Genomic DNA, 20,400 nt, shown 5'->3' with positions numbered 1-20,400 from the left:
TTTGCCTGGCGGCAATAGCGCGGTGGTCCCACCTGACCCCATGCCGAACTCAGAAGTGAAACGCCGTAGCGCCGATGGTAGTGTGGGGTCTCCCCATGCGAGAGTAGGACACTGCCAGGCATCAAATAAAGCAACAAGCCCTACGTGAAAGCGTAGGGCTTTTTGTTTTTGGGTCGGGAAATAACGGACGCAGCTACGCTGCGCCTTTTAACCACTCGACTATGAACGCAGCTATTGTCTCAGGCTGGTTTAGATCCAAAGATGTAATCCCAGCAACAGGCCGATCGCTGGCTACCGCAATAACAAACTTATCCAGCATATCCTCCAGCGGTCTGCCTATATTTTCACGATACAGAATGATCTTGCTCACCGGCTCATGTTTAAACCCTTCCACTAAAATCACATCCACCTTGTCACTATCAAATCGGCTGGCCAGATAGTGCAAATCAAGTGGCAATTGCTCTGGTGTTTCTGTCATCAGTGCCCACCGGCGATCGCTGGCAACCAGTGTTTGATCGGCACCTGCCTTACGTAATTCATAACTGTCTTTGCCTGGCGTATCTACATCCATATCATGATGTGTATGTTTAATCAGCCCAACGCGGATTTCCCGCTGTCTCAATAACGGTATTAACTGCTTAAGTAGTGTGGTTTTACCTGTACCACTATAGGCTGCAATGCCCAGTAAAGGAGGGAGAGGATTATTCATGGGGGAATCCTTTTTCCTGCAGCCAACGCTGGCAGTCTTCTCGCGTGTTAAGGTTGTGGAAAGCCGCTTGTTGGCCCGTGAACGGTACCTGGTGTGCGCCTGCTGCGTCCAGGAACAACATAAGCTTTCGATCCCCCCGAGCCAGATAACTCGCCAGCTTAGGCGCGAGGCTGGTATGCAACAGCGCCAGAGTTGGGTGCGCGCGCTCCCCGTCGCTGGCATAGGCGGCCAGTGAGCGGCCTTTTTGCTGCCAGAGTTGTTCAACCAGCGTGGTGGGGAAATCGGGTACATCGCAGGGAACAAATACGACCCATTCAGTGGTGGCATATCTCAGCCCGGCCAGTATGCCGGCCAAAGGGCCGGGAAAGTCAGGCGTTAAATCACCGATCGTCGGAAGACCGCTTTCCTGATAGCGGGCCTGGTTACGGTTAGCGCTGATGGCCATCGGGCCTACCTGCGGCCGTAACCGGGTCAGAACGTGCTTATAGAGCGGTATTCCGGCAACCTGAACCAGGCCTTTGTCCTCTCCCCCCATGCGGGTGGCGCGCCCTCCGGCCAGAATAATGCCGGTAATGTCTTCGTGCATATTTCTCATCCTGCATTGTGGCTAACGTCCTGATTGTAGCGCTAAAGCCGGTGTGGCATCAGGATTTACCTTTATTGACAAGCTGCTTCTTTCACTGCGTTGGTAAGCCTGTTACTTTGTGTGCTTATTCATTCTATTGGACGATATTGCGATGAAAACGCACCGCGTAAACGAGCTGATTGAGCTGTTACACCCGGCCTGGCAGGAAGAGCCGGATCTCAATCTGATTCAGTTTTTGCAAAAACTGGCGCAGGAAGCCGGTTTTCAAGGTGATTTGGCTGAGTTGAGTGATGATATTCTGATCTACCACCTGAAAATGCGCGGCAGCGCCGGCACGGAACAAATCCCAGGGCTGAAAAAGGATTACGAAGAAGACTTTAAAACGGCCTTATTGCGCGCCCGTGGCGTTATAAAGGATTAGCATTTGTGCGGTAGGGCTGAACCAGTGCTCGTGAAATTTGTCATTAATGCTACTATTTCTCATTCCCGGCACAGTGTTGTCACCCAATGAAACTGAATGTTGTTATGAACAACTCTGCTTTTAATTTTCAAACCCTGTCGCCCGATCTGATCATGGACGCGCTGGAAGGGGTTGGCCTGCGTGTAGATTCTGGGCTAACGGCGCTGAACAGTTATGAAAACCGCGTCTACCAGTTTATGGACGAAGATCGTAAGCGCTACGTGGTGAAGTTTTACCGCCCGGAACGTTGGAGCGCGGCGCAAATTATTGAAGAACACCAGTTCGCCGGGGATCTTGCCCTGGCGGAGATCCCCGCGGTTGCGCCTCTGGCCCTGCAGGGCAATACGCTACATATTCACAGCGGTTTCTTTTTTACCGTATTTCCCAGCGTTGGCGGGCGGCAGTATGAGATCGACAATCTCGATCAACTGGAGTGGGTTGGCCGTTTTCTGGGGCGGATTCATCAGGTGGGCAGTGAAAACCTGTTTGTGGAGCGTCCCACTATGGGGATTGAAGAGTATCTCACCGCGCCGCGTGAGGTACTGGCCGGCTGTAAACTGTTGCCCAAGGCACAGCGCGACAGCTTCCTGACCGCGACGGACACTCTGATTGAGGCGATAAAACACCATTGGCATCTGGACTGGCAGCCGCGGCGTTTGCACGGCGACTGCCACCCGGGCAATATCCTGTGGCGCGATGGCCCGCTGTTTGTTGATCTTGACGATGCGCGTAATGGGCCGGCGGTACAGGATCTGTGGATGTTGTTGCACGGTGAGCGCCGTGATCGCCTGATGCAGCTGGACGTTTTGCTGGAGGCTTACTCAGAGTTTGCCGAGTTTGATCAGAGTGAGTTGGCGTTGATCGAGCCGCTGCGTGCCATGCGAATGGTGTACTACTTGGCATGGGTAGCTCGCCGTTGGCAGGATCCCGCATTTCCTAAAAGTTTTCCGTGGATGGCGGAGTCTGATTTCTGGTTATCTCAGACCGCGGCATTTACTGAACAGGTTAAGCTGTTGCAGGAACCCCCTCTGCAGCTGATGCCAATGTATTGAAGCTTTAACATAATGGAGAGTTTAGTCTTATGAAGAAAATATGGTTGGCACTCGTTGGCATGGTAATGGCATTCAGTGCCTCTGCTGCGCAGTTTAGCGATGGTTCTCAGTATGTAACCCTGGACAAACCTGTGACCGGTGAGCCTCAGGTACTGGAGTTCTTTTCCTTCTATTGCCCGCACTGCTATCAGTTCGAGCAGGTTTATCACGTTTCCGAGAATGTGAAAAAAGCGCTGCCTGTGGGCACCAAAATGACCAAATACCACGTTGAGTTTCTGGGGCCGCTGGGTAAACAGCTGACTCAGGCCTGGGCGGTCGCGATGGCGCTGGGTGTGGAAGATAAAGTGAGCCCGCTGATGTTTGAAGCCGTACAGAAAACTCAGACTGTGCAAACTCCTGATGATATCCGTAACGTGTTTGTCAAAGCGGGCGTGAGCGCTGAAGACTACGATGCGGCATGGAACAGCTTTGTGGTGAAATCCCTGGTGGTTCAACAGGAAAAAGCTGCGGAAGATCTGCAACTGCGCGGCGTACCGGCAGTCTTTGTTAACGGTAAGTTTATGGTTAAAAATGACGGTCTGGACACCAGCTCGATGGATGCTTACGTGAAGCAATTCGCCGACGTGGTCAAATTCCTCAGCCAGCAGAAATAACTGAAATTGAAAGTGAAGAACGCCGGCTCAGCCGGCGTTTTTTTAACGGTATTGCCGCTTTAACTTATCCAACAGTCTGTCTTTTTCCTGCCACAGCGTATTCAACCACAGTTGGAAACGCCGCTTAAAGAGCTTGTCGTTAAAGTAATCGCCATGCAGGGTTTCATCGATAGGCAGCAGCTCAATTCTCACCACAATACGCTTTAACCGGCCGCACAACATATCCATAAAAGGCCGTTCGCTATTTTCCGGATAAAGCAGGGTGACATTTAACACTTTATCGAACTGCTTGCCTAATGCACTGAGCGTAAAAGCAATGCCGGCGGCCTTTGGAGCGAGTAAATTGTGATAAGGGGAGCGGGTTTTAATTTTCTTGGCTTCAGTAAAGCGAGAACCCTCCACAAAATTGACGATAGTGGTCGGGCGTTTACGGAATTTCTCGCAGGAGCGTCGTGTGGTTTCGATATCCCTACCACGTTTTTCCGGATGCTTGAGCAAATAGCCACGCGAATAGCGCTTCATGAATGGCATATCCAGCGCCCAGCAGGCGAGGCCGACAAAAGGTACCCAGGCTAGCTGTTGCTTGAGAAAGTATTTATTCATGGGAATATGATTACGGAACAGCACGCACAGCACGACAATATCCGACCAGCTTTCATGGTTGCTGATAAGCAGATACCAGTTTTTACGTTCCAACCCCTCCAGCCCTTGAATATCCCAGTGCAGCTGCCGGTTAATGCGCAATAGCAGCGCCAATCCCTGACACCAGCACCACATCATAAAATCGGCAAAGGCGGAGATATGTCGCCAGATGGCAGGATAAGGGATCAATAGCTTAACGATACCGGCCAATGCGATGGGGATCGAACACAGTACGGTCACCAAAATGGCAAGCAAGGCAGAAAATATAAAGATAACAGGGGATAATAGTCTTGGCATGGTTATGGGCTGATGGTCTATGGGAGCAGCGTTACATGCCGATATGCATGAACAAAAAAATATTTTAACAGAAACAGCAGGGAGAAGACGCTCGTTAACAGCAACAGTTTTCATCGCCGAACAAATAATCATTTGCTGCGTTTTCGTGCAACTTGCTCATCTTGTGCTAGGGTAATTGAGGTGCCAAATTTGATCAATGGAGCGATTAAAATCGAGCGCAAGTTATATCCACAAATTGTGTAAAAGTCGACAAATACTCCTCGTCAAATTAACGCCATTTAACACTGTGATTTCAATAGGAATTTTATTTCCAATTATAACGATAAACGTATCGTTATAATCTGCTGTCTTTTCTATGCACAAAGTTATCCACAGGCAGGATCTTGCGGATCGCTTCGCATAATCACATCATTTTCATCCGCAATGCACGCTAAGGTTCGTCTCAGGCGGCCAGCTATGGCATGCTTACCACTATGTCCGATCACGATAAAGAAACGCTATGGCCCAAATTGCAGAAAACCCATTAATCCTGGTTGACGGTTCCTCTTACCTCTACCGCGCTTATCACGCCTTCCCTCCGCTGACCAATTCCGCGGGCGAACCGACCGGGGCAATGTACGGCGTACTGAATATGCTGCGCAGCCTGCTGCTGCAGTACCAGCCAAGCCATGTTGCGGTGGTGTTTGATGCCAAGGGAAAAACCTTCCGTGATGAGCTGTTCGCAGAGTACAAATCACATCGCCCACCGATGCCGGACGATCTGCGCGCTCAAATTGAGCCACTGCATAAAATGGTCAAGGCCATGGGCCTGCCGCTGTTGGTCACGCCTGGTGTAGAAGCGGATGACGTTATCGGCACGCTGGCACTGGAAGCCGAAAAGGCCGGCCATGCAGTGTTGATCAGCACGGGTGATAAAGACATGGCACAGTTGGTCACACCGAACGTTACGCTGATCAACACCATGAATAACACCATTCTTGGTCCGCAAGAAGTATGCGATAAGTACGGCATTCCGCCGGAGCTGATTATCGACTTCCTGGCGCTGATGGGCGACTCCTCGGATAACATCCCTGGTGTGCCCGGAGTCGGTGAGAAAACCGCACAGGCCCTGTTACAGGGGCTTGGTGGGCTGGATGCACTCTATGCCAACCTGGACAACATCGCCACGCTCAGCTTCCGCGGCGCCAAAACCATGGCAGCCAAGCTGGAACAGAACAAAGAGGTGGCGTATCTCTCCTATAAGCTGGCGACCATTAAAACCGATGTAGAGCTGGATCTTTCCTGCGCCGATCTCGAAGTCTCTGCGCTGGACGTCGACACGCTGCAACAGTTGTTCAAACAGTACGAATTCAAACGTTGGCTGGCGGATGTTGAAGCCGGCATTTGGCTGGAAGGCAAAAAAGGTACCGGCGCGAAAGCGGCCAGCGCGGTGAAACCTGCCGGCGTAGCCGTGGACACCCCAAAAGTTGCTGCGGAAGCGACGCTGTCGCAAGAGGGCTACGTCACTATACTGGACGAGGAGACCTTCGCTGACTGGCTCAAAAAGCTGAAAAAAGCCGAAGTGTTTGCCTTTGATACCGAAACCGACGGTCTGGATACCCTGACTGCCAACCTGATCGGCCTATCCTTTGCCATTGCGCCGGGCGAAGCCGCTTACCTGCCAGTGGCGCATGATTATCTCGATGCACCGGCACAGTTGGATCGCACCTATGTGCTGGAAACGCTGAAACCGTTGCTGGAAGACGAGAAAGCGCTGAAGGTTGGCCAGAATCTGAAGTTTGATATGGGCTTGTTGGCGCGTTACGACATCACCCTGCGCGGCATTGCCTTCGACACCATGCTGGAGTCCTATGTGTTGGACAGCGTGGGCGGTCGCCACGACATGGACAGTTTGTCCGATCGCTATCTCGGCCATAAAACCGTTACCTTTGAAGAGATCGCCGGTAAGGGCAAAAAGCAGCTCACCTTCAACCAGATTGCTCTGGAGCAGGCGGCGCCTTACGCGGCTGAAGATGCCGATGTCACGCTGCAACTGCATTTGGCGATGTGGCCGCAGCTGAAAGAAAGCGCCGAGCTGCTGACGGTGTTCAATGAGATTGAAATGCCGCTGCTGCCAGTGCTGTCGCATATCGAGCGCACCGGGGTACTGATTGATCAAAGCATTTTGGCCGCCCACTCCATCGAGTTGACCAAGCGTCTGGCCGAGCTGGAAATTCAGGCGCATGAATTGGCAGAAGAGCCTTTCAACCTTGCGTCGACCAAACAGCTGCAGGCGATCTTGTACGAAAAGCAAAAGCTGCCGGTACTGAAGAAAACCCCAGGCGGCGCGCCATCGACCAACGAAGAGGTGCTGGCCGAGTTGGCGCTGGATTATCCGTTGCCGAAGGTGATTCTGGAATACCGTGGGCTGGCGAAGCTAAAAACTACCTATACCGATAAACTGCCGCTGATGATTAACCCGTTCAGTGGGCGGGTGCACACCTCCTATCATCAGGCGGTGACGGCGACTGGGCGTCTCTCCTCCAGCGATCCGAACTTGCAGAACATTCCGGTGCGTAACGACGAAGGGCGCCGCATCCGGCAGGCATTTATTGCCCCTGAAGGCTACCGCATCGTCGCGGCCGACTACTCGCAGATTGAACTGCGCATCATGGCCCACCTGTCGCAGGACGAGGGGTTGTTGAAGGCTTTTGCTGCCGGTAAAGATATCCACCGGGCTACCGCCGCCGAGGTATTTGGTCTGCCGCTCGACAAGGTGACGAATGAGCAGCGCCGCAGCGCCAAGGCGATTAACTTTGGCCTGATTTATGGCATGAGCGCATTCGGTTTGGCGCGTCAGTTGGGGATCCCGCGTGGCGAAGCGCAACGCTATATGGATCTTTATTTCGAGCGTTACCCGGGCGTGCTGGAGTATATGGAACGCACCCGCCAGCAGGCTGCCGAACAGGGTTATGTCAGTACGTTGGATGGTCGTCGCCTCTATCTGCCGGACGTCAGTTCCAGCAATGGCATGCGTCGCAAGGCCGCCGAACGTGCGGCGATCAACGCCCCTATGCAGGGGACTGCAGCCGATATCATCAAGCGTGCGATGATTGAGGTGGACGCCTGGCTGCAAGGTCAGGACGAGCCATTGGTGCGTATGATCATGCAGGTACACGATGAACTGGTGTTCGAGGTGCATGAGTCAGCGATTGAGGCGTCCAGCCAGCGCATCCGCGAGTTGATGGAAAACAGCATGACGTTGGCGGTACCGCTGAAAGTGGACGTCGGCGTGGGTGCTAACTGGGATGAAGCCCATTGATAACGCGGTTGCCCACCCGTTAATCCCTCACTGAGGCGCTAACTGGTGATAACCTAAGCACTTTTCGTAATTTAGCTACAAGATGCGGCGATTGTTTCCCCAACCTCGCCGTTATTACGCACTAAGTTGTGTAAGTAAACTACAAAAAATTCTTTTGCACTGCGAAAAAATCATGTAGAGTTACAGGCGTAGGGTACAGAGGTAAGATGTTCTATCTTTCAGACCTTTTACTTCACGTAATCGGATTTGGCTGAATATTTAGCCGCCCCAGTCAGTATTGACTGGGGCGTTTTTTATTGTAAAAACAACACTTACCCATAGTTTTTTCCTATTCTCATCCGCCTATCATCCTCTGATAAATCCTCTGTTATTGCCCGTCGGTTCTGGTGTTGCCGATAAGGTGTCATAAGAAATTATGATGGTTTTTCGTCAAAGCTGTAATTAGATAACGAAAATCACCTACTACCATGAATAACAGGCATAAAAAAGCCGATGCGTTTCCACATCGGCTATTGCGGCATCTGCGGCAGGTTACTCGCCGGCAGCGTCGTCTTCCGGTAACACTTCCGGCGGGATCTCGTTAAACCAGGTATTCAGTTTCTGGCTCAGCTTGTCGACACCGATTTTTTTCGGTGAGGAGAAGGCTTCTACCTGGATATCGCCCATAAACGGCACTACCGCTTCGCGCACCATATTGAGCTGCGCTTTACGCGCGCCGGAGGCAAGTTTGTCCGCTTTGGTCAGCAGAACCAGCACTGGCGTACCAACATCGACTGCCCATTGAATCATCTGCTGGTCGAGATCCTTCAGCGGGTGGCGGATATCCATCAGTACCACCAGGCCTTTCAGGCAGTTGCGCATCTGCAGGTATTCACCCAGCGCCCGCTGCCACTTGCGTTTCATTTCTTCAGGAACTTCTGCGTAACCATAACCCGGAAGGTCGACCAGGCGGATACCTTCTTCTACTTCAAACAGGTTGATGAGCTGGGTACGGCCAGGCGTTTTACTGGTACGTGCCAGACCTTTTTGATTGGTCAGGGTATTTAACGCGCTGGATTTACCGGCATTAGAGCGGCCGGCGAAGGCAACTTCAATACCTTCATCCCCCGGAAGATGGCGAATATCGGGCGCACTGGTGACGAAATGGGTCACATGATAATTGTAATTCTTGCTGGTCAAAATTTTTCGTCTCCGCGAGGATGGCTAACTGGTTGGCGATTATAACTGCATCAGCGGCAAAAATGGTGTGTTTCTCTGTTTTTAAGCGCCGGGCCAGCAGGGCGTGGCAGTCACGTCGCCTTGAGCGTGTGAGACATTTGCCATTCGAATAGTAGGTAATGTCGCTTTATTCGAAAGTGATTTTTATTCTTTTTATTAAAAAACAAAAAGTTAATATTTCTCTGCGTTATTGATGATAGGCATTCCGCGGCAGATACCTTGAGCACCCCCCTCAATCGCGTAAAGTAGATTGCAGCACAAGGCTGTGCAGGAGTAAGGAACATCCGGGAAGGGTGACAAACCTCAGGGAACGCACGGGAAGTGCAATGAGTGCCAGGATGACCTCAGCAGGACGCCTTGTTTGCACCTGAATGTGTGAACAACACAAGGATGGTGAAGTTATTGCAATTAGGATGCCCGCAGGAAGCGCGCTCAGGAAGAGTGGATGCGAACGGATTGCGCCATGGACGATTTCCCTTTCAGGATGAAGGACGTAGTAGCAGGGAGTGCGTTTATAGCAGAGGGAAAAACCAGGATGTTGAGTGTGCGCATGGAGCGCGTGGCAGGAATATCCTTCGAAAGAGGGTGAGAAATAGGCGGCAGGTTTAACCTGCCGCCTTTTTTCTTTGTCCGCTTTCTGCTAGATTCCGCCGCAATCGTATAGCATCTCTATACTGAATCTACATACCTAAGAGCGTACGCTATGAACCAGCCATCAAAAGCACCTCGCGCCCCACGCAGCAGCGCGGCGACGTCGAAATCGAAAAAGAAAAGCCGTGTGGAGCTCGATCAGGAAGCCCGCGAACGCAAGCGCTTGAAAAAACGCCGTGGTCTCGCTTCCGGTTCTCGCACCCAGGTTGAGTCTGCTAATCAGAAAAACAAGGCCGAGGCGCAGGTCAAAGATCCGCGTATTGGCAGCAAAGTACCGGTAGCGCTGGTGGCTGAAGCTAAACCAAAAGCCAAACCGCAGCCTAAGCCGAAGGCTGAAGCCAAACCGCGCCTGTCGCCGGAAGAAGAGCTGGCGAAACTGGAAAATGATGAGCGTTTGGATGCGTTGCTGGATCGTATCGACGACGGCGCGACGCTGAACGCCGAAGATCAGGCTTACGTTGACCAGACGCTGGATCGCATCGATGCGCTGATGGAGCAATTGGGCATTGAGCTGGGCGACGACGAAGACGATGAAAAAGAAGAAAAGCAGGAAGACATCCTGAAACTGCTGAAAAGCGGTAACCCGAAAGACGTATTTTAACGTGCCATGTGGCCGATCCTGATAATAGCCCTACTCTTGATGTGTTATCTGCTGTGGTTATTCGGTAAACTATGGCGGCTGTCTAAACGCAAAACGCGTTTTCGCAGCGCTTCCGCGGCCAGACAGCGTAGACAACTGCCCATTTCCCGGCCCGGTAGGAAAAAATATCGGAAGGAGTGAGCATGTCAGAGCAGGCAATCGTCTGGGATCTGGCCCTGATCCAGAAATATAACTATTCAGGGCCGCGTTATACCTCATACCCCACGGCGCTGGAGTTTAACCAGGGTTACGACGAAGCGGCGTTTCAACGCGCCGCAGCGCGTTATCCTGAGCGTCCGTTGTCACTGTACGTGCATATTCCGTTCTGCCATAAACTCTGTTATTTCTGCGGCTGCAACAAGCTGGTGACGCGTCAGACGCACAAGGCTGATGAGTATCTGGCGGTGCTGGCGCGTGAAATTGCCCAGCGCGCCCCGTTATTTTCCGGGCGTAAGGTTGGCCAGATGCACTGGGGCGGTGGCACACCTACCTACCTCAGTAAATCGCAAATCAGCAGATTGACGGCGATGCTGCGACAGCACTTTGATTTTCTGCCCGATGCGGAAATGTCGATCGAGGTCGATCCGCGCGAGATTGAACTGGACGTACTCGATCATTTACGCAGCGAAGGTTTCAACCGCCTGAGCATGGGGGTGCAGGACTTCAATAAAGAGGTTCAGCGGCTGGTGAACCGTGAGCAGGATGAAGAGTTTATCTTTGCCCTGATCGCTCGTGCCAAGGCGTTGGGATTTAATTCCACCAATATCGATTTGATTTACGGTCTGCCAAAACAGACGCCGGAGAGTTTTGCATTCACCCTGGAGCGGGTGGCGGAACTAAACCCGGATCGCCTCAGCGTGTTCAACTATGCGCATTTGCCGAGTCTGTTCGCCGCACAACGCAAGATCAAGGACGCCGACTTGCCAAGTGCACAGCAGAAACTGGATATCCTGCAGCAGACCATCGCTTCTCTGACTGAGGCCGGTTATCAGTTTATCGGCATGGATCACTTTGCTCGCCCGGATGATGAGCTGGCGGTGGCCCAGCGCGAAGGCAAGCTGCACCGCAATTTCCAGGGCTACACCACCCAGGGCGACAGCGATCTGTTGGGGTTGGGCGTTTCCGCCATCAGCATGTTAGGTGACAGCTATGCGCAGAACCAGAAAGAGCTGAAGACCTATTACAGTAGCGTTGAGGTGCAGGGCAATGCGCTGTGGCGGGGCTTGGCGATGACGGAAGACGACTGCCTGCGGCGTGAAGTAATCAAAACTCTGATCTGCAACTTCCAATTGGGCTATCGCGCGATAGAACAGCAATACGCTATCGACTTCGCCGCTTACTTTGCCGAAGACTTGCAACTGCTGGCACCCTTTGAACGCGATGGGCTGGTGGAGCGTGATGAGCAAGGCATTCGCGTAACGCCACGCGGGCGTTTGCTGATCCGCAATATTTGCATGTGTTTTGATCTCTATCTGCGTCAGCAGGCGCGCACTCAGCAGTTCTCGCGGGTGATTTGATGCATAAAAAACGGCCGCTGATGCGGCCGCTTTTCAACTGAAGAAATTAATCAGTGCTGCGCACAGCACCGCAGCAACGGCTGCCTGCGGCGTGTGACTGGCGGAAGAGCCAAGCTCTGCGCCTTGGGAAATAAATACGATGAATGAGTCCAACATCCTGAGCCTCCAGAGTGTGCGACCCGATCATACTGCGACTATGCAGGCTGTAAAGCCTGGAGTAGCCGTTTTTTTGTGCGCTTGATTGCGTTTTTTATAATCAATGACGCAAACTATTCCATTCCCAGCTCTTTCAATTTCCGCGTTAAGGTATTGCGGCCCCAGCCCAGCAGCCGGGCGGCTTCTTGCTTATGCCCCTGGGTGTGACGCAGCGCGGTGGTGAGCAGCGTACGCTCCATCTCCGGTTGTGCTTCCGACAACAGGTTTTGATGACCGGAACGCAGGGCGCGATCGGCCCACTGCGCCAGCAGCGTAGCCCAACTGTCCGGCAGGCTGTGGCCGGCGGCTTCCGGTGCGGAGGTTTCAAACAGCTCGCTCGGCAGATCCTGGATCAGCACTTCCTGTCCGGCGGCCATCACGGTCAACCAGCGGCAGGTATTTTCCAACTGGCGCACGTTCCCTGGCCATGGCAGGCGGGTCAGTGCGGTTTCGGTTTCCGGATGCAGATTCTTCGCTTCAACGCCCAGCTCTTTTGCCGCTACCTGCAGGAAGTAGCGCGCCAGACGCGGAATATCCTCACGGCGCTCGCGCAGTGGCGGCAGGTGCACGCGGATCACATTCAGGCGGTGAAACAAGTCTTCGCGGAATTTGCCTTCCTGGACCCGCAGTTCCAGGTTCTGATGCGTGGCGGCGATGATACGCACGTCCACCTTCACTGGCGCATAACCGCCGACCCGGTAGAATTGGCCGTCTGCCAGCACGCGCAGCAAGCGGGTTTGAACGTCCAGCGGCATATCGCCGATTTCGTCCAGGAACAGTGTGCCGCCGTCGGCCTGCTCAAAACGGCCCTGGCGGATCTGATTGGCGCCGGTAAAGGCTCCTTTCTCATGGCCGAACAGTTCGGATTCGATCAGGTCTTTGGGGATCGCCGCCATGTTCAGCGCGATAAAAGGCGATTTGGCGCGCGGGCTGTGGCGATGCAAGGCATGGGCCACCAACTCTTTACCGGTCCCTGATTCACCGTTGATCAGCACGCTGATCGACGAACGCGACAGGCGGCCGATGATGCGGAAAACATCCTGCATCGCCGGTGCCTCGCCGATAATGTCCGCAGCCGGATCGTTGGCAGGCTGGCTGCGCGCCGGCTGTTGCTGTTCCTGATAGTGGCTGATGGCGCGTTCTACCAGCGCCACCGCTTCATCGATATCAAAGGGTTTGGGCAGATAATCGAACGCCCCTTGCTGATAGGCGCTGACGGCGGCGTCCAGATCCGAATGTGCGGTCATTATGATGACCGGCAACATAGGGTGGCGCTGTTTGATCTGCTTGAGTAACGCTAAACCATCCATACCCGGCATGCGGATGTCAGACAGCAACACGTCGGGAGTTTGCGTGGCCAATGCTTCCAGCACTGCGTTGCCACTGTCGAAGGTGGCGCAGCTCACACCCGCTCCAGTGAGCGCGCGTTCAAGCACCCAGCGGATGGAGCTATCGTCATCGACGATCCAGACTATCCCTCGTTGCATAGAAAACCTCACTGGCGAATAGGCAGGTAAACCGAGAATTCGGTATGTCCTGGCCAACTGTTAAATTCAATTTTTCCGCAATGCTGATCGATAAGATTACGGGCGATGGATAAACCCAGGCCGGTACCGCCTTCGCGGCCGCTGACCATCGGGTAGAACAGGGTGTCCTGTAACTGCGCCGGTACGCCGGGGCCGTCATCTTCTATATCGATACGTGCCGCCAATCGGTAGCGAGTGCCGTGCAGGGTGATCTGGAACGCGGTGCGGGTGCGCAGCGTGATAGTGCCACCTTCAGCGCCCAGCGCCTGCAGGGCATTGCGGGTAATGTTCAGTAATACCTGTTCGATCTGGTCCGGATCGTGCGCCATTTCCGGCAGGCTGGGGTCATAGTCGCGCACCAGCGTCACGTTGTCCGGTTTCTCCAGCGACACCAGTTGGCATACTCGTTCCGCCACCTGATGAATGCTCTGGGTAATGTGCTGACCTGGCCGTTGCGGCCCCAGCAGACGATCGACCAGGTTGCGCAGGCGATCGGCCTGTTCAATGATCACTTTGGTGTATTCGGTCAGCGCCGGGTCGGGGAGTGCCTTGGCCAGCAATTGTGCTGCGCCGCGCAGGCCGCCAAGCGGATTTTTGATTTCGTGCGCCAGGCCGCGTACCAGATCGCGGGCTGCCACCTGCTGGGCGTGTTGCAATTGTTCCTGGCTCAGACGGCGTTGGTTATCCATGGGTGCCAGCTCAACCAGAATAAAGCCTTCAGGCAGCGCCTGAGCGGTCAGGGAGAGGATATGCGCACGGCCGTCAACCACCAGGGTGACTTCGCTATCGGTAAAGCCCTGGCCGGCACGCAGGCTCTCACGCATCAGATCGACGTTCAGTGAGAAATAGCCTAGCAGATCGGGTAGTGGTGTACCGAAAAGTTTACGGGAACTTTGCGCCAGCAGTTGTTGTGCCGCCGGATTGGCGTAATGAACCGCCAGATCATCATCCAACAGCAGGATGCTGTTGATGAGAGAATTGAGGATCTGCCCAGCATCGGGCAGCTTGCCAGTTGCCATACAGCAGACTCCTGCACCTTTTTAGTGCATCTATGCTACCCCATCCGCGATGCGTGCGGTATGGAATAGTTTTGCAGAAAATACGGTGGAGAAAAAAACCCATCCGAAGATGGGCTGAAAGTTTCCACGGCAACAAAAAAACGACAACTAAAATGTGGTGCGCCATCCGCAGATGGCGCGGTAAGGCTTAAACGCTGTAGTACAGTTCGAACTCAACCGGATGCGGCGTCATGCGAACGCGGTCCATTTCTTCTTTACGCAGGTCGATGTAAGCGTCGATTGCGTCGTCGGTGAATACGCCACCGCGGGTCAGGAACTCGCGGTCTTCGCTCAGTGCAGCCAGCGCTTCGTCCAGGGAACCTGCAACTTTTGGAATTTCAGCTTCTTCTTCCGGCGGCAGGTCATACAGGTTTTTGTCCATCGCATCGCCAGGGTGGATTTTGTTAATCACGCCATCCAGGCCTGCCATCAGCAGAGCCGCGAAGCACAGGTATGGGTTAGCCGCTGGATCCGGGAAACGGGCTTCGATACGGCGCGCTTTCGGGCTGGCAACCACTGGGATACGGATGGAAGCGGAACGGTTACGGGCTGAATAAGCCAGCATGACCGGTGCTTCGTAGCCTGGGACCAGACGCTTGTAAGAGTTGGTGGTCGGGTTGGCCAGGGCATTGATAGCTTTAGCGTGCTTGATGATACCGCCGATGTAGAACAGGGCAGTTTCAGACAGGCCGCCGTATTTGTCGCCTGCGAACAGGTTGGTGCCGTTCTTGGACAGCGACATGTGGCAGTGCATACCTGAGCCGTTATCACCGAACATAGGTTTCGGCATGAAGGTCGCGGTTTTGCCAAATGCGTGAGCCACGTTGTGAACCACGTATTTGTAGATTTGGATTTCGTCGGCTTTCTTGGTCATGGTGTTGAAGCGGGTTGCCACTTCGTTCTGACCCGCGGTTGCCACTTCGTGGTGGTGCGCTTCGACCACCAGACCCATTTCTTCCATGGTCAGACACATGGTTGAACGGATGTCCTGTGAGGAATCGACCGGAGGAACCGGGAAGTAACCGCCTTTTACTGCCGGACGGTGGCCTTTGTTGCCGCCATCGTATTTGGTGCCGGAGTTCCATGCGCCTTCGATATCGTCGATAGCCACGTGAGAACCACGGATGCTGCTGCCGAAACGGATATCGTCGAACAGGAAGAACTCAGGCTCTGGCCCGAACAGCACGGTGTCCGCGATGCCTGAAGCGCGAAGGAAGTCTTCTGCACGCTTGGAAATGGAACGCGGGTCACGGTCGTAGCCCTGCATGGTGCCTGGCTCGAGAATGTCGCAGCGAATAATCAGGGTGGATTCTTCGAAGAACGGATCCAGCACCGCAGTGCTGGCGTCTGGCATCAGCACCATGTCAGATTCGTTGATGCCTTTCCAACCGCCGATCGAGGAGCCGTCAAACATTTTACCTTCTTCGAAGAAGTCGGCATTCACCTGATGAGCAGGGATGGTGACGTGTTGTTCTTTACCCTTGGTGTCAGTGAAACGCAGGTCTACGAATTTCACTTCATGCTCATTCAGCATCGTCAAAACGTGTTCAGCGGACATACTTAACTCTCCCGGATTTATCATTGTCGTCGTCGTGGAACGAATCTGTGGAACTGGCTGTTTTTGCCTTGAATAGACTAAAGCGAAAACTGTGCCAACTTTGCAAAAGCGCTTTAATGGCCTCCCTGCGCGGGTTTTGCACAGAATCAGTATGCACCATTAGTGACGCATTGCACTTGAATGGTGCAATTGGAGTGGTGTGGGGCACTGTAATGGTGCAAAAGTGCACCAACTGCTGCTTTTTGCACCGTGAAAGGGATCACAAACTGACCTGTACACAGTTGTTTATAAGAGACTGTTGTGATCTTGTTTAGTACCTCGCTTAATACGTGTACAATAGCGCGCTATTTCTAATGCCTGAGGCAAAGCTGTGATCGAAAATTTGCGTAACATCGCCATTATTGCCCACGTTGACCATGGTAAAACCACCCTGGTTGATAAGCTGCTGCAACAATCCGGTACTTTCGGAGAGCGTGTAGAAGCCACCGAACGCGTAATGGACTCCAACGATTTGGAGAAAGAGCGTGGGATTACCATCCTCGCAAAAAACACCGCCATTAATTGGAAAGACTACCGCATCAACATCGTGGATACCCCAGGACACGCCGACTTCGGCGGTGAGGTTGAGCGTGTGATGTCAATGGTTGACTCGGTGCTGCTGGTTGTGGATGCAATGGATGGCCCAATGCCGCAAACCCGCTTCGTGACCAAAAAAGCCTTCGCTAATGGTCTGAAGCCGATCGTGGTAATCAACAAGGTTGACCGTCCGGGCGCACGTCCTGACTGGGTTGTCGATCAGGTCTTCGACCTGTTCGTTAACCTCGACGCGACCGATGAGCAGCTCGACTTCCCAATCATCTATGCTTCTGCATTGATGGGTATCGCGGGCACCGACCACAACGAGATGGCGGAAGACATGACTCCGCTGTATCAGGCGATCGTAGACCACGTGTCTGCGCCGCAGGTTGAGCTCGAAGCGCCGTTCCAGATGCAGATCTCTCAGCTGGACTACAACAACTACGTTGGCGTTATCGGTATCGGCCGTATCAAGCGCGGTAAGGTCAAACCTAACCAGCAGATCACTATCATTGATAGCGAAGGCAAAACCCGTAACGGTAAAGTCGCAAAAGTTCTGACCCACATGGGTCTGGAGCGTATCGAAGCGGCCGTGGCTGAAGCTGGCGACATCATCGCGATCACCGGTCTGGGCGAGTTGAACATCTCCGACACCATCTGTGACACCACGGCGGTTGAAGCGCTGCCAGCACTGTCTGTTGATGAACCGACCGTAACCATGTACTTCAACGTCAACACCTCTCCGTTCTGTGGTAAAGAAGGCAAGTACGTGACTTCACGTCAGATCCTCGACCGCCTGAACAAAGAGCTGGTGCACAACGTAGCGTTGCGCGTTGAAGAAACCGAAGATGCTGACGCGTTCCGCGTATCTGGCCGTGGTGAACTTCACCTGTCGGTTCTGATCGAAAACATGCGTCGTGAAGGTTTCGAGCTGGCGGTTTCCCGTCCTAAAGTTATCAACCGTAAAATCGATGGCCGCATGCAAGAGCCATTCGAGAACGTGACGCTGGATATCGAAGAACAGCACCAGGGTTCAGTCATGCAAGCCATGGGTGAGCGCAAAGGTGACGTTAAGGACATGATCCCAGACGGCAAAGGTCGTATTCGCCTGGATTACCTGATCCCTGCGCGTGGCCTGATCGGCTTCCGTACCGAGTTCATGACCATGACTTCCGGTACCGGTCTGCTGTACTCCACCTTCAGCCACTACGACGATGTACGCCAGGGCGAAATCGGCCAGCGTCAGAACGGCGTGCTGATCTCCAACGGCCAGGGTAAAGCGGTAGCGTTCGCCCTGTTCGGTCTGCAAGATCGCGGCAAGCTGTTCCTGGGCCACGGTGCGGAAGTGTATGAAGGCCAGATCATCGGTATTCACTCACGTTCCAACGACCTGACCGTAAACTGCCTGACCGGTAAGAAGCTGACCAACATGCGTGCTTCCGGTACTGACGAAGCCACTACTCTGGTTCCGGCTATCAAGATGTCTCTGGAGCAAGCTCTGGAATTCATCGATGATGACGAACTGGTAGAAGTAACGCCAACGTCCGTACGTATTCGTAAACGTCACCTGACGGAAAACGATCGTAAGCGTGCAAGCCGCGGTCCTAAAGACGCTTAATCGCTGATTTAGTGTTCCATGCTTAGGGCGCAGTTCATTCTTGCGCCCTGAGTTTTTTCCTCTACCTTTCCCCATTTCTGCCACGCGCTATGCGCTTTTCCACCTGCTCTCTGTTCAGCTCCTTCTTTTCCCGCTACAGTGAAATCTCACCGGCCCATCAGGAGAGGACTATGCTGTATATCTTTGATTTAGGTAATGTGATTGTCGATATCGATTTCAAACGTGTACTGGGTGTATGGAGCAATTTGAGTGGCACGCCGCTGGCGGTATTGTCCGAGCGTTTCGCCATGGGCGAGTTGTTCCAGCAGCATGAGCGCGGTGAAATCAGCGACGAAGATTTTGCCGAACGGCTGAGTGATGAAATGGGTATCGCCCTCAGTTTTGAGCAGTTCGCCACTGGTTGGCAGGCGGTGTTTGTCGCCCTGCGCCCAGAAGTGATCGACATCATGAAACGCCTGCGCAGCGAAGGTCACCGGGTGGTGGTGTTGTCGAACACCAATCGTCTGCACTGCAACTACTGGCCACAGCACTATCCCGAAGTAGCCGAGGCCGCCGATCATCTGTATCTGTCTCAGGACATCGGCATGCGCAAGCCGGACGCCAACATTTATCTGCACGTTTTAAACGCCGAAAATACGTCGCCGGAAGCCGCAGTGTTCTTTGACGATCATCCGGCCAACGTCGCCGCTGCACAGGCGCTGGGCATCAAAACGGTACACGTGACCGATCGTGACGTGGTGCCGGCTTATTTTGCCCAATGACCGCGAAGGGTTAAGCTTAAGGCGTACAAACTGACATCAAGGAGTGACCATGTCGTTTTTCCGCCGTAAAAAGCTGCCCTCTGCGATCAAACCCGGCGTCACCTTCGGACGATTGCTGTTCAAACGCGTCGACAGCGACGGCCTGACCATGCTGGCGGGCCACCTGGCCTATGTTTCCCTGCTGTCGCTGGTGCCGTTGATTACCGTGGTGTTCGCGTTGTTTGCCGCGTTCCCAATGTTTTCCGACATCAGCGTTCAGTTGAAAAGTTTTATCTTCTCTAATTTCATGCCGGCCGCCGGGAACGTGATCCAAAGCTATCTGGAACAGTTTGTCGCCAATTCCAACAAGATGACCGCCGTCGGGACTTGCGGGCTGATTGTCACCGCGTTGCTGCTGATTTCCTCGGTCGATAGCGTGCTGAACACTATCTGGCGCAGCAAGAACAAACGGCCAATCGTATTCTCGTTTGCGGTGTATTGGATGGTGCTGACCCTGGGGCCGCTGCTGGTGGGTGCCAGCATGGCTATCAGCTCTTACCTGCTGTCGCTCAACTGGCTGGCGCAGGCGGGCGTGAACAGCCTGGTGGATCAAGTACTGCGAATTTTCCCTCTGCTCCTGTCCTGGATATCGTTCTGGCTGCTGTATTGCATCGTGCCGACGGTGCGCGTACCGCCTAAAGATGCGCTGATTGGCGCGTTGGTGGCCGGGATATTGTTTGAACTGGGCAAGAAGGGTTTTGCGCTGTATATCACCATGTTCCCGTCTTATCAGCTGATTTACGGCGTGCTGGCGGTGATCCCGATTTTATTCCTGTGGGTCTACTGGAGCTGGTGTATCGTGTTACTCGGCGCGGAAATCACCGTTACCCTGGGGGAATACCGTGACTACCGCCGGCCAAAGACGGAGCAAGAGGATCAGACACAAGAAGGGCAGTTATGATTGCGTTAATTCAACGGGTGCTAAACGCCAGCGTCACGGTCAAGGGAGAGACGGTAGGCAAGATTGGCCCCGGTTTGTTAGTGTTATTGGGCGTGGAGCAGGACGATAACGAGCAAAAAGCCGTGCGCCTGTGTGAGCGCGTACTGGGGTACCGCATCTTTGGCGACGAGAACGACAAGATGAATCTCAATGTCCAGCAGGCGGGAGGCAGCCTGTTGGTGGTTTCGCAGTTCACGCTGGTGGCCGATACCCAAAAAGGCATGCGCCCAAGTTTCTCACGCGGTGCAGCACCGCAGGAAGCCGATCGGTTGTATCAATATTTTGTTGGTCAGTGCCGCGAACGCGGCGTAGAAACCCAGACCGGCGAGTTCGCCGCCGACATGCAAGTGGCGCTGGTGAACGACGGGCCGGTGACGTTTTGGCTTCAAGTCTAAGTATTTTG

The 20,400-nt window shown here is 53.7% G+C and carries 19 protein-coding genes and 1 rRNA gene; 12 read left to right on the top strand and 8 right to left on the bottom strand.

Translation table 11 applies throughout. The features are described 5' to 3' along the window. Positions 1-4: 4 nt before the first annotated feature. Positions 5-120 (top strand): 5S ribosomal RNA (gene rrf / locus D4100_RS24835). A 73-nt stretch (positions 121-193) separates the two neighbouring features. Here rrf and mobB read toward each other — a convergent pair. Then, positions 194-709 (bottom strand): molybdopterin-guanine dinucleotide biosynthesis protein MobB, encoded by a 516-nt coding sequence (gene mobB / locus D4100_RS24830; RefSeq protein ID WP_006320205.1) that lies wholly within the window; start codon positions 707-709, stop codon positions 194-196. Next, positions 702-1,295, bottom strand: a complete 594-nt coding sequence (gene mobA, locus D4100_RS24825) for a molybdenum cofactor guanylyltransferase MobA (RefSeq protein ID WP_119805444.1) — start codon at positions 1,293-1,295, stop codon at positions 702-704. The genes mobB and mobA overlap by 8 nt, the downstream gene beginning before the upstream one ends. Before the next feature lie 151 nt (positions 1,296-1,446). On the opposite strand from mobA, the gene D4100_RS24820 reads away from it, so the two are divergent. The 3 genes from D4100_RS24820 (at position 1,447) to dsbA (ending at position 3,460) form a co-directional block, all read left to right on the top strand. Beyond that, on the top strand, positions 1,447-1,716 hold the full coding sequence (locus D4100_RS24820) for a YihD family protein (protein ID WP_006320193.1): 270 nt from the start codon (positions 1,447-1,449) through the stop codon (positions 1,714-1,716). 104 nt (positions 1,717-1,820) lie between these two features. Then, positions 1,821-2,807: a serine/threonine protein kinase gene (locus D4100_RS24815; RefSeq protein ID WP_119805443.1), complete on the top strand. Its 987-nt coding sequence runs from the start codon at positions 1,821-1,823 to the stop codon at positions 2,805-2,807. 29 nt (positions 2,808-2,836) lie between these two features. Further along, positions 2,837-3,460: a thiol:disulfide interchange protein DsbA gene (gene dsbA / locus D4100_RS24810; protein WP_006320191.1), complete on the top strand. Its 624-nt coding sequence runs from the start codon at positions 2,837-2,839 to the stop codon at positions 3,458-3,460. Between the two features lie 42 nt (positions 3,461-3,502). On the opposite strand, the gene D4100_RS24805 is transcribed toward dsbA, so the two are convergent. After that, positions 3,503-4,399 carry an acyltransferase gene (locus D4100_RS24805; RefSeq protein WP_119805442.1) on the bottom strand — a complete coding sequence of 299 codons (897 nt, stop codon included), beginning with the start codon at positions 4,397-4,399 and terminating at the stop codon, positions 3,503-3,505. A 499-nt stretch (positions 4,400-4,898) separates the two neighbouring features. On the opposite strand from D4100_RS24805, the gene polA reads away from it, so the two are divergent. Continuing rightward, positions 4,899-7,700 (top strand): DNA polymerase I, encoded by a 2,802-nt coding sequence (polA, locus tag D4100_RS24800; RefSeq protein WP_006320189.1) that lies wholly within the window; start codon positions 4,899-4,901, stop codon positions 7,698-7,700. Between the two features lie 206 nt (positions 7,701-7,906). After that, positions 7,907-7,954: a small protein SpfP gene (gene spfP / locus D4100_RS26120; protein WP_071892919.1), complete on the top strand. Its 48-nt coding sequence runs from the start codon at positions 7,907-7,909 to the stop codon at positions 7,952-7,954. Positions 7,955-8,231: 277 nt separating this feature from the next. Here the strand turns inward: spfP and yihA are convergent, their stop codons facing one another. Next, the gene (yihA, locus tag D4100_RS24795; RefSeq protein WP_006320188.1) at positions 8,232-8,879 is read right to left on the bottom strand and encodes a ribosome biogenesis GTP-binding protein YihA/YsxC; all 648 of its coding nucleotides are present in this window, start codon (positions 8,877-8,879) and stop codon (positions 8,232-8,234) included. A 742-nt stretch (positions 8,880-9,621) separates the two neighbouring features. On the opposite strand from yihA, the gene yihI reads away from it, so the two are divergent. After that, positions 9,622-10,170: a Der GTPase-activating protein YihI gene (gene yihI / locus D4100_RS24785; protein WP_119805441.1), complete on the top strand. Its 549-nt coding sequence runs from the start codon at positions 9,622-9,624 to the stop codon at positions 10,168-10,170. Positions 10,171-10,352: 182 nt separating this feature from the next. Then, on the top strand, positions 10,353-11,726 hold the full coding sequence (gene hemN / locus D4100_RS24775) for an oxygen-independent coproporphyrinogen III oxidase (protein ID WP_006320186.1): 1,374 nt from the start codon (positions 10,353-10,355) through the stop codon (positions 11,724-11,726). Between the two features lie 33 nt (positions 11,727-11,759). Here hemN and D4100_RS25650 read toward each other — a convergent pair whose 3' ends face one another. The 4 genes from D4100_RS25650 to glnA form a co-directional block, all read right to left on the bottom strand. Continuing rightward, on the bottom strand, positions 11,760-11,882 hold the full coding sequence (locus D4100_RS25650) for a YshB family small membrane protein (RefSeq protein WP_006320185.1): 123 nt from the start codon (positions 11,880-11,882) through the stop codon (positions 11,760-11,762). A gap of 113 nt (positions 11,883-11,995) precedes the next feature. Next, positions 11,996-13,408 (bottom strand): nitrogen regulation protein NR(I), encoded by a 1,413-nt coding sequence (glnG, locus tag D4100_RS24770; protein ID WP_006320184.1) that lies wholly within the window; start codon positions 13,406-13,408, stop codon positions 11,996-11,998. Between the two features lie 8 nt (positions 13,409-13,416). Continuing rightward, positions 13,417-14,466, bottom strand: a complete 1,050-nt coding sequence (gene glnL / locus D4100_RS24765) for a nitrogen regulation protein NR(II) (RefSeq protein WP_006320183.1) — start codon at positions 14,464-14,466, stop codon at positions 13,417-13,419. 187 nt (positions 14,467-14,653) lie between these two features. Next, complete coding sequence (gene glnA, locus D4100_RS24760; protein ID WP_006320181.1) at positions 14,654-16,063, bottom strand: glutamate--ammonia ligase; 1,410 nt, start codon at positions 16,061-16,063, stop codon at positions 14,654-14,656. 370 nt (positions 16,064-16,433) lie between these two features. On the opposite strand from glnA, the gene typA reads away from it, so the two are divergent. The 4 genes from typA to dtd all read left to right on the top strand — a co-directional run bounded on the left by typA (position 16,434) and on the right by dtd (position 20,392). Beyond that, entirely contained in the window at positions 16,434-18,257 is a 1,824-nt protein-coding gene (gene typA, locus D4100_RS24750) for a ribosome-dependent GTPase TypA (protein WP_006320180.1), read from the top strand. 170 nt (positions 18,258-18,427) lie between these two features. Continuing rightward, positions 18,428-19,018, top strand: a complete 591-nt coding sequence (gene yihX / locus D4100_RS24745) for a glucose-1-phosphatase (protein WP_006320179.1) — start codon at positions 18,428-18,430, stop codon at positions 19,016-19,018. A gap of 49 nt (positions 19,019-19,067) precedes the next feature. After that, positions 19,068-19,958, top strand: coding sequence for a virulence factor BrkB family protein (locus D4100_RS24740; RefSeq protein ID WP_006320177.1), 891 nt, complete (start codon positions 19,068-19,070; stop codon positions 19,956-19,958). Further along, positions 19,955-20,392 (top strand): D-aminoacyl-tRNA deacylase, encoded by a 438-nt coding sequence (gene dtd / locus D4100_RS24735; RefSeq protein ID WP_006320175.1) that lies wholly within the window; start codon positions 19,955-19,957, stop codon positions 20,390-20,392. The genes D4100_RS24740 and dtd overlap by 4 nt, the downstream gene beginning before the upstream one ends. Positions 20,393-20,400 lie beyond the last annotated feature (8 nt).

The organism is Serratia inhibens (assembly GCF_003591175.1).
GTDB lineage: Bacteria > Pseudomonadota > Gammaproteobacteria > Enterobacterales > Enterobacteriaceae > Serratia > Serratia inhibens.
The sequence above is the reverse complement of the archived record's forward strand: the minus strand, read 5'-3'. Positions and strand labels throughout refer to the sequence as shown.

Coding starts and splice junctions, on each gene's coding strand:
- mobB (WP_006320205.1), bottom strand. CDS start 709: ATGAATAATCCTCTCCCTCCTTTACTGGGCATTGCAGCCTATAGTGGT.
- mobA (WP_119805444.1), bottom strand. CDS start 1,295: ATGCACGAAGACATTACCGGCATTATTCTGGCCGGAGGGCGCGCCACC.
- D4100_RS24820 (WP_006320193.1), top strand. CDS start 1,447: ATGAAAACGCACCGCGTAAACGAGCTGATTGAGCTGTTACACCCGGCC.
- D4100_RS24815 (WP_119805443.1), top strand. CDS start 1,821: ATGAACAACTCTGCTTTTAATTTTCAAACCCTGTCGCCCGATCTGATC.
- dsbA (WP_006320191.1), top strand. CDS start 2,837: ATGAAGAAAATATGGTTGGCACTCGTTGGCATGGTAATGGCATTCAGT.
- D4100_RS24805 (WP_119805442.1), bottom strand. CDS start 4,399: ATGCCAAGACTATTATCCCCTGTTATCTTTATATTTTCTGCCTTGCTT.
- polA (WP_006320189.1), top strand. CDS start 4,899: ATGGCCCAAATTGCAGAAAACCCATTAATCCTGGTTGACGGTTCCTCT.
- yihI (WP_119805441.1), top strand. CDS start 9,622: ATGAACCAGCCATCAAAAGCACCTCGCGCCCCACGCAGCAGCGCGGCG.
- hemN (WP_006320186.1), top strand. CDS start 10,353: ATGTCAGAGCAGGCAATCGTCTGGGATCTGGCCCTGATCCAGAAATAT.
- D4100_RS25650 (WP_006320185.1), bottom strand. CDS start 11,882: ATGTTGGACTCATTCATCGTATTTATTTCCCAAGGCGCAGAGCTTGGC.
- glnG (WP_006320184.1), bottom strand. CDS start 13,408: ATGCAACGAGGGATAGTCTGGATCGTCGATGACGATAGCTCCATCCGC.
- glnL (WP_006320183.1), bottom strand. CDS start 14,466: ATGGCAACTGGCAAGCTGCCCGATGCTGGGCAGATCCTCAATTCTCTC.
- glnA (WP_006320181.1), bottom strand. CDS start 16,063: ATGTCCGCTGAACACGTTTTGACGATGCTGAATGAGCATGAAGTGAAA.
- yihX (WP_006320179.1), top strand. CDS start 18,428: ATGCTGTATATCTTTGATTTAGGTAATGTGATTGTCGATATCGATTTC.
- D4100_RS24740 (WP_006320177.1), top strand. CDS start 19,068: ATGTCGTTTTTCCGCCGTAAAAAGCTGCCCTCTGCGATCAAACCCGGC.
- dtd (WP_006320175.1), top strand. CDS start 19,955: ATGATTGCGTTAATTCAACGGGTGCTAAACGCCAGCGTCACGGTCAAG.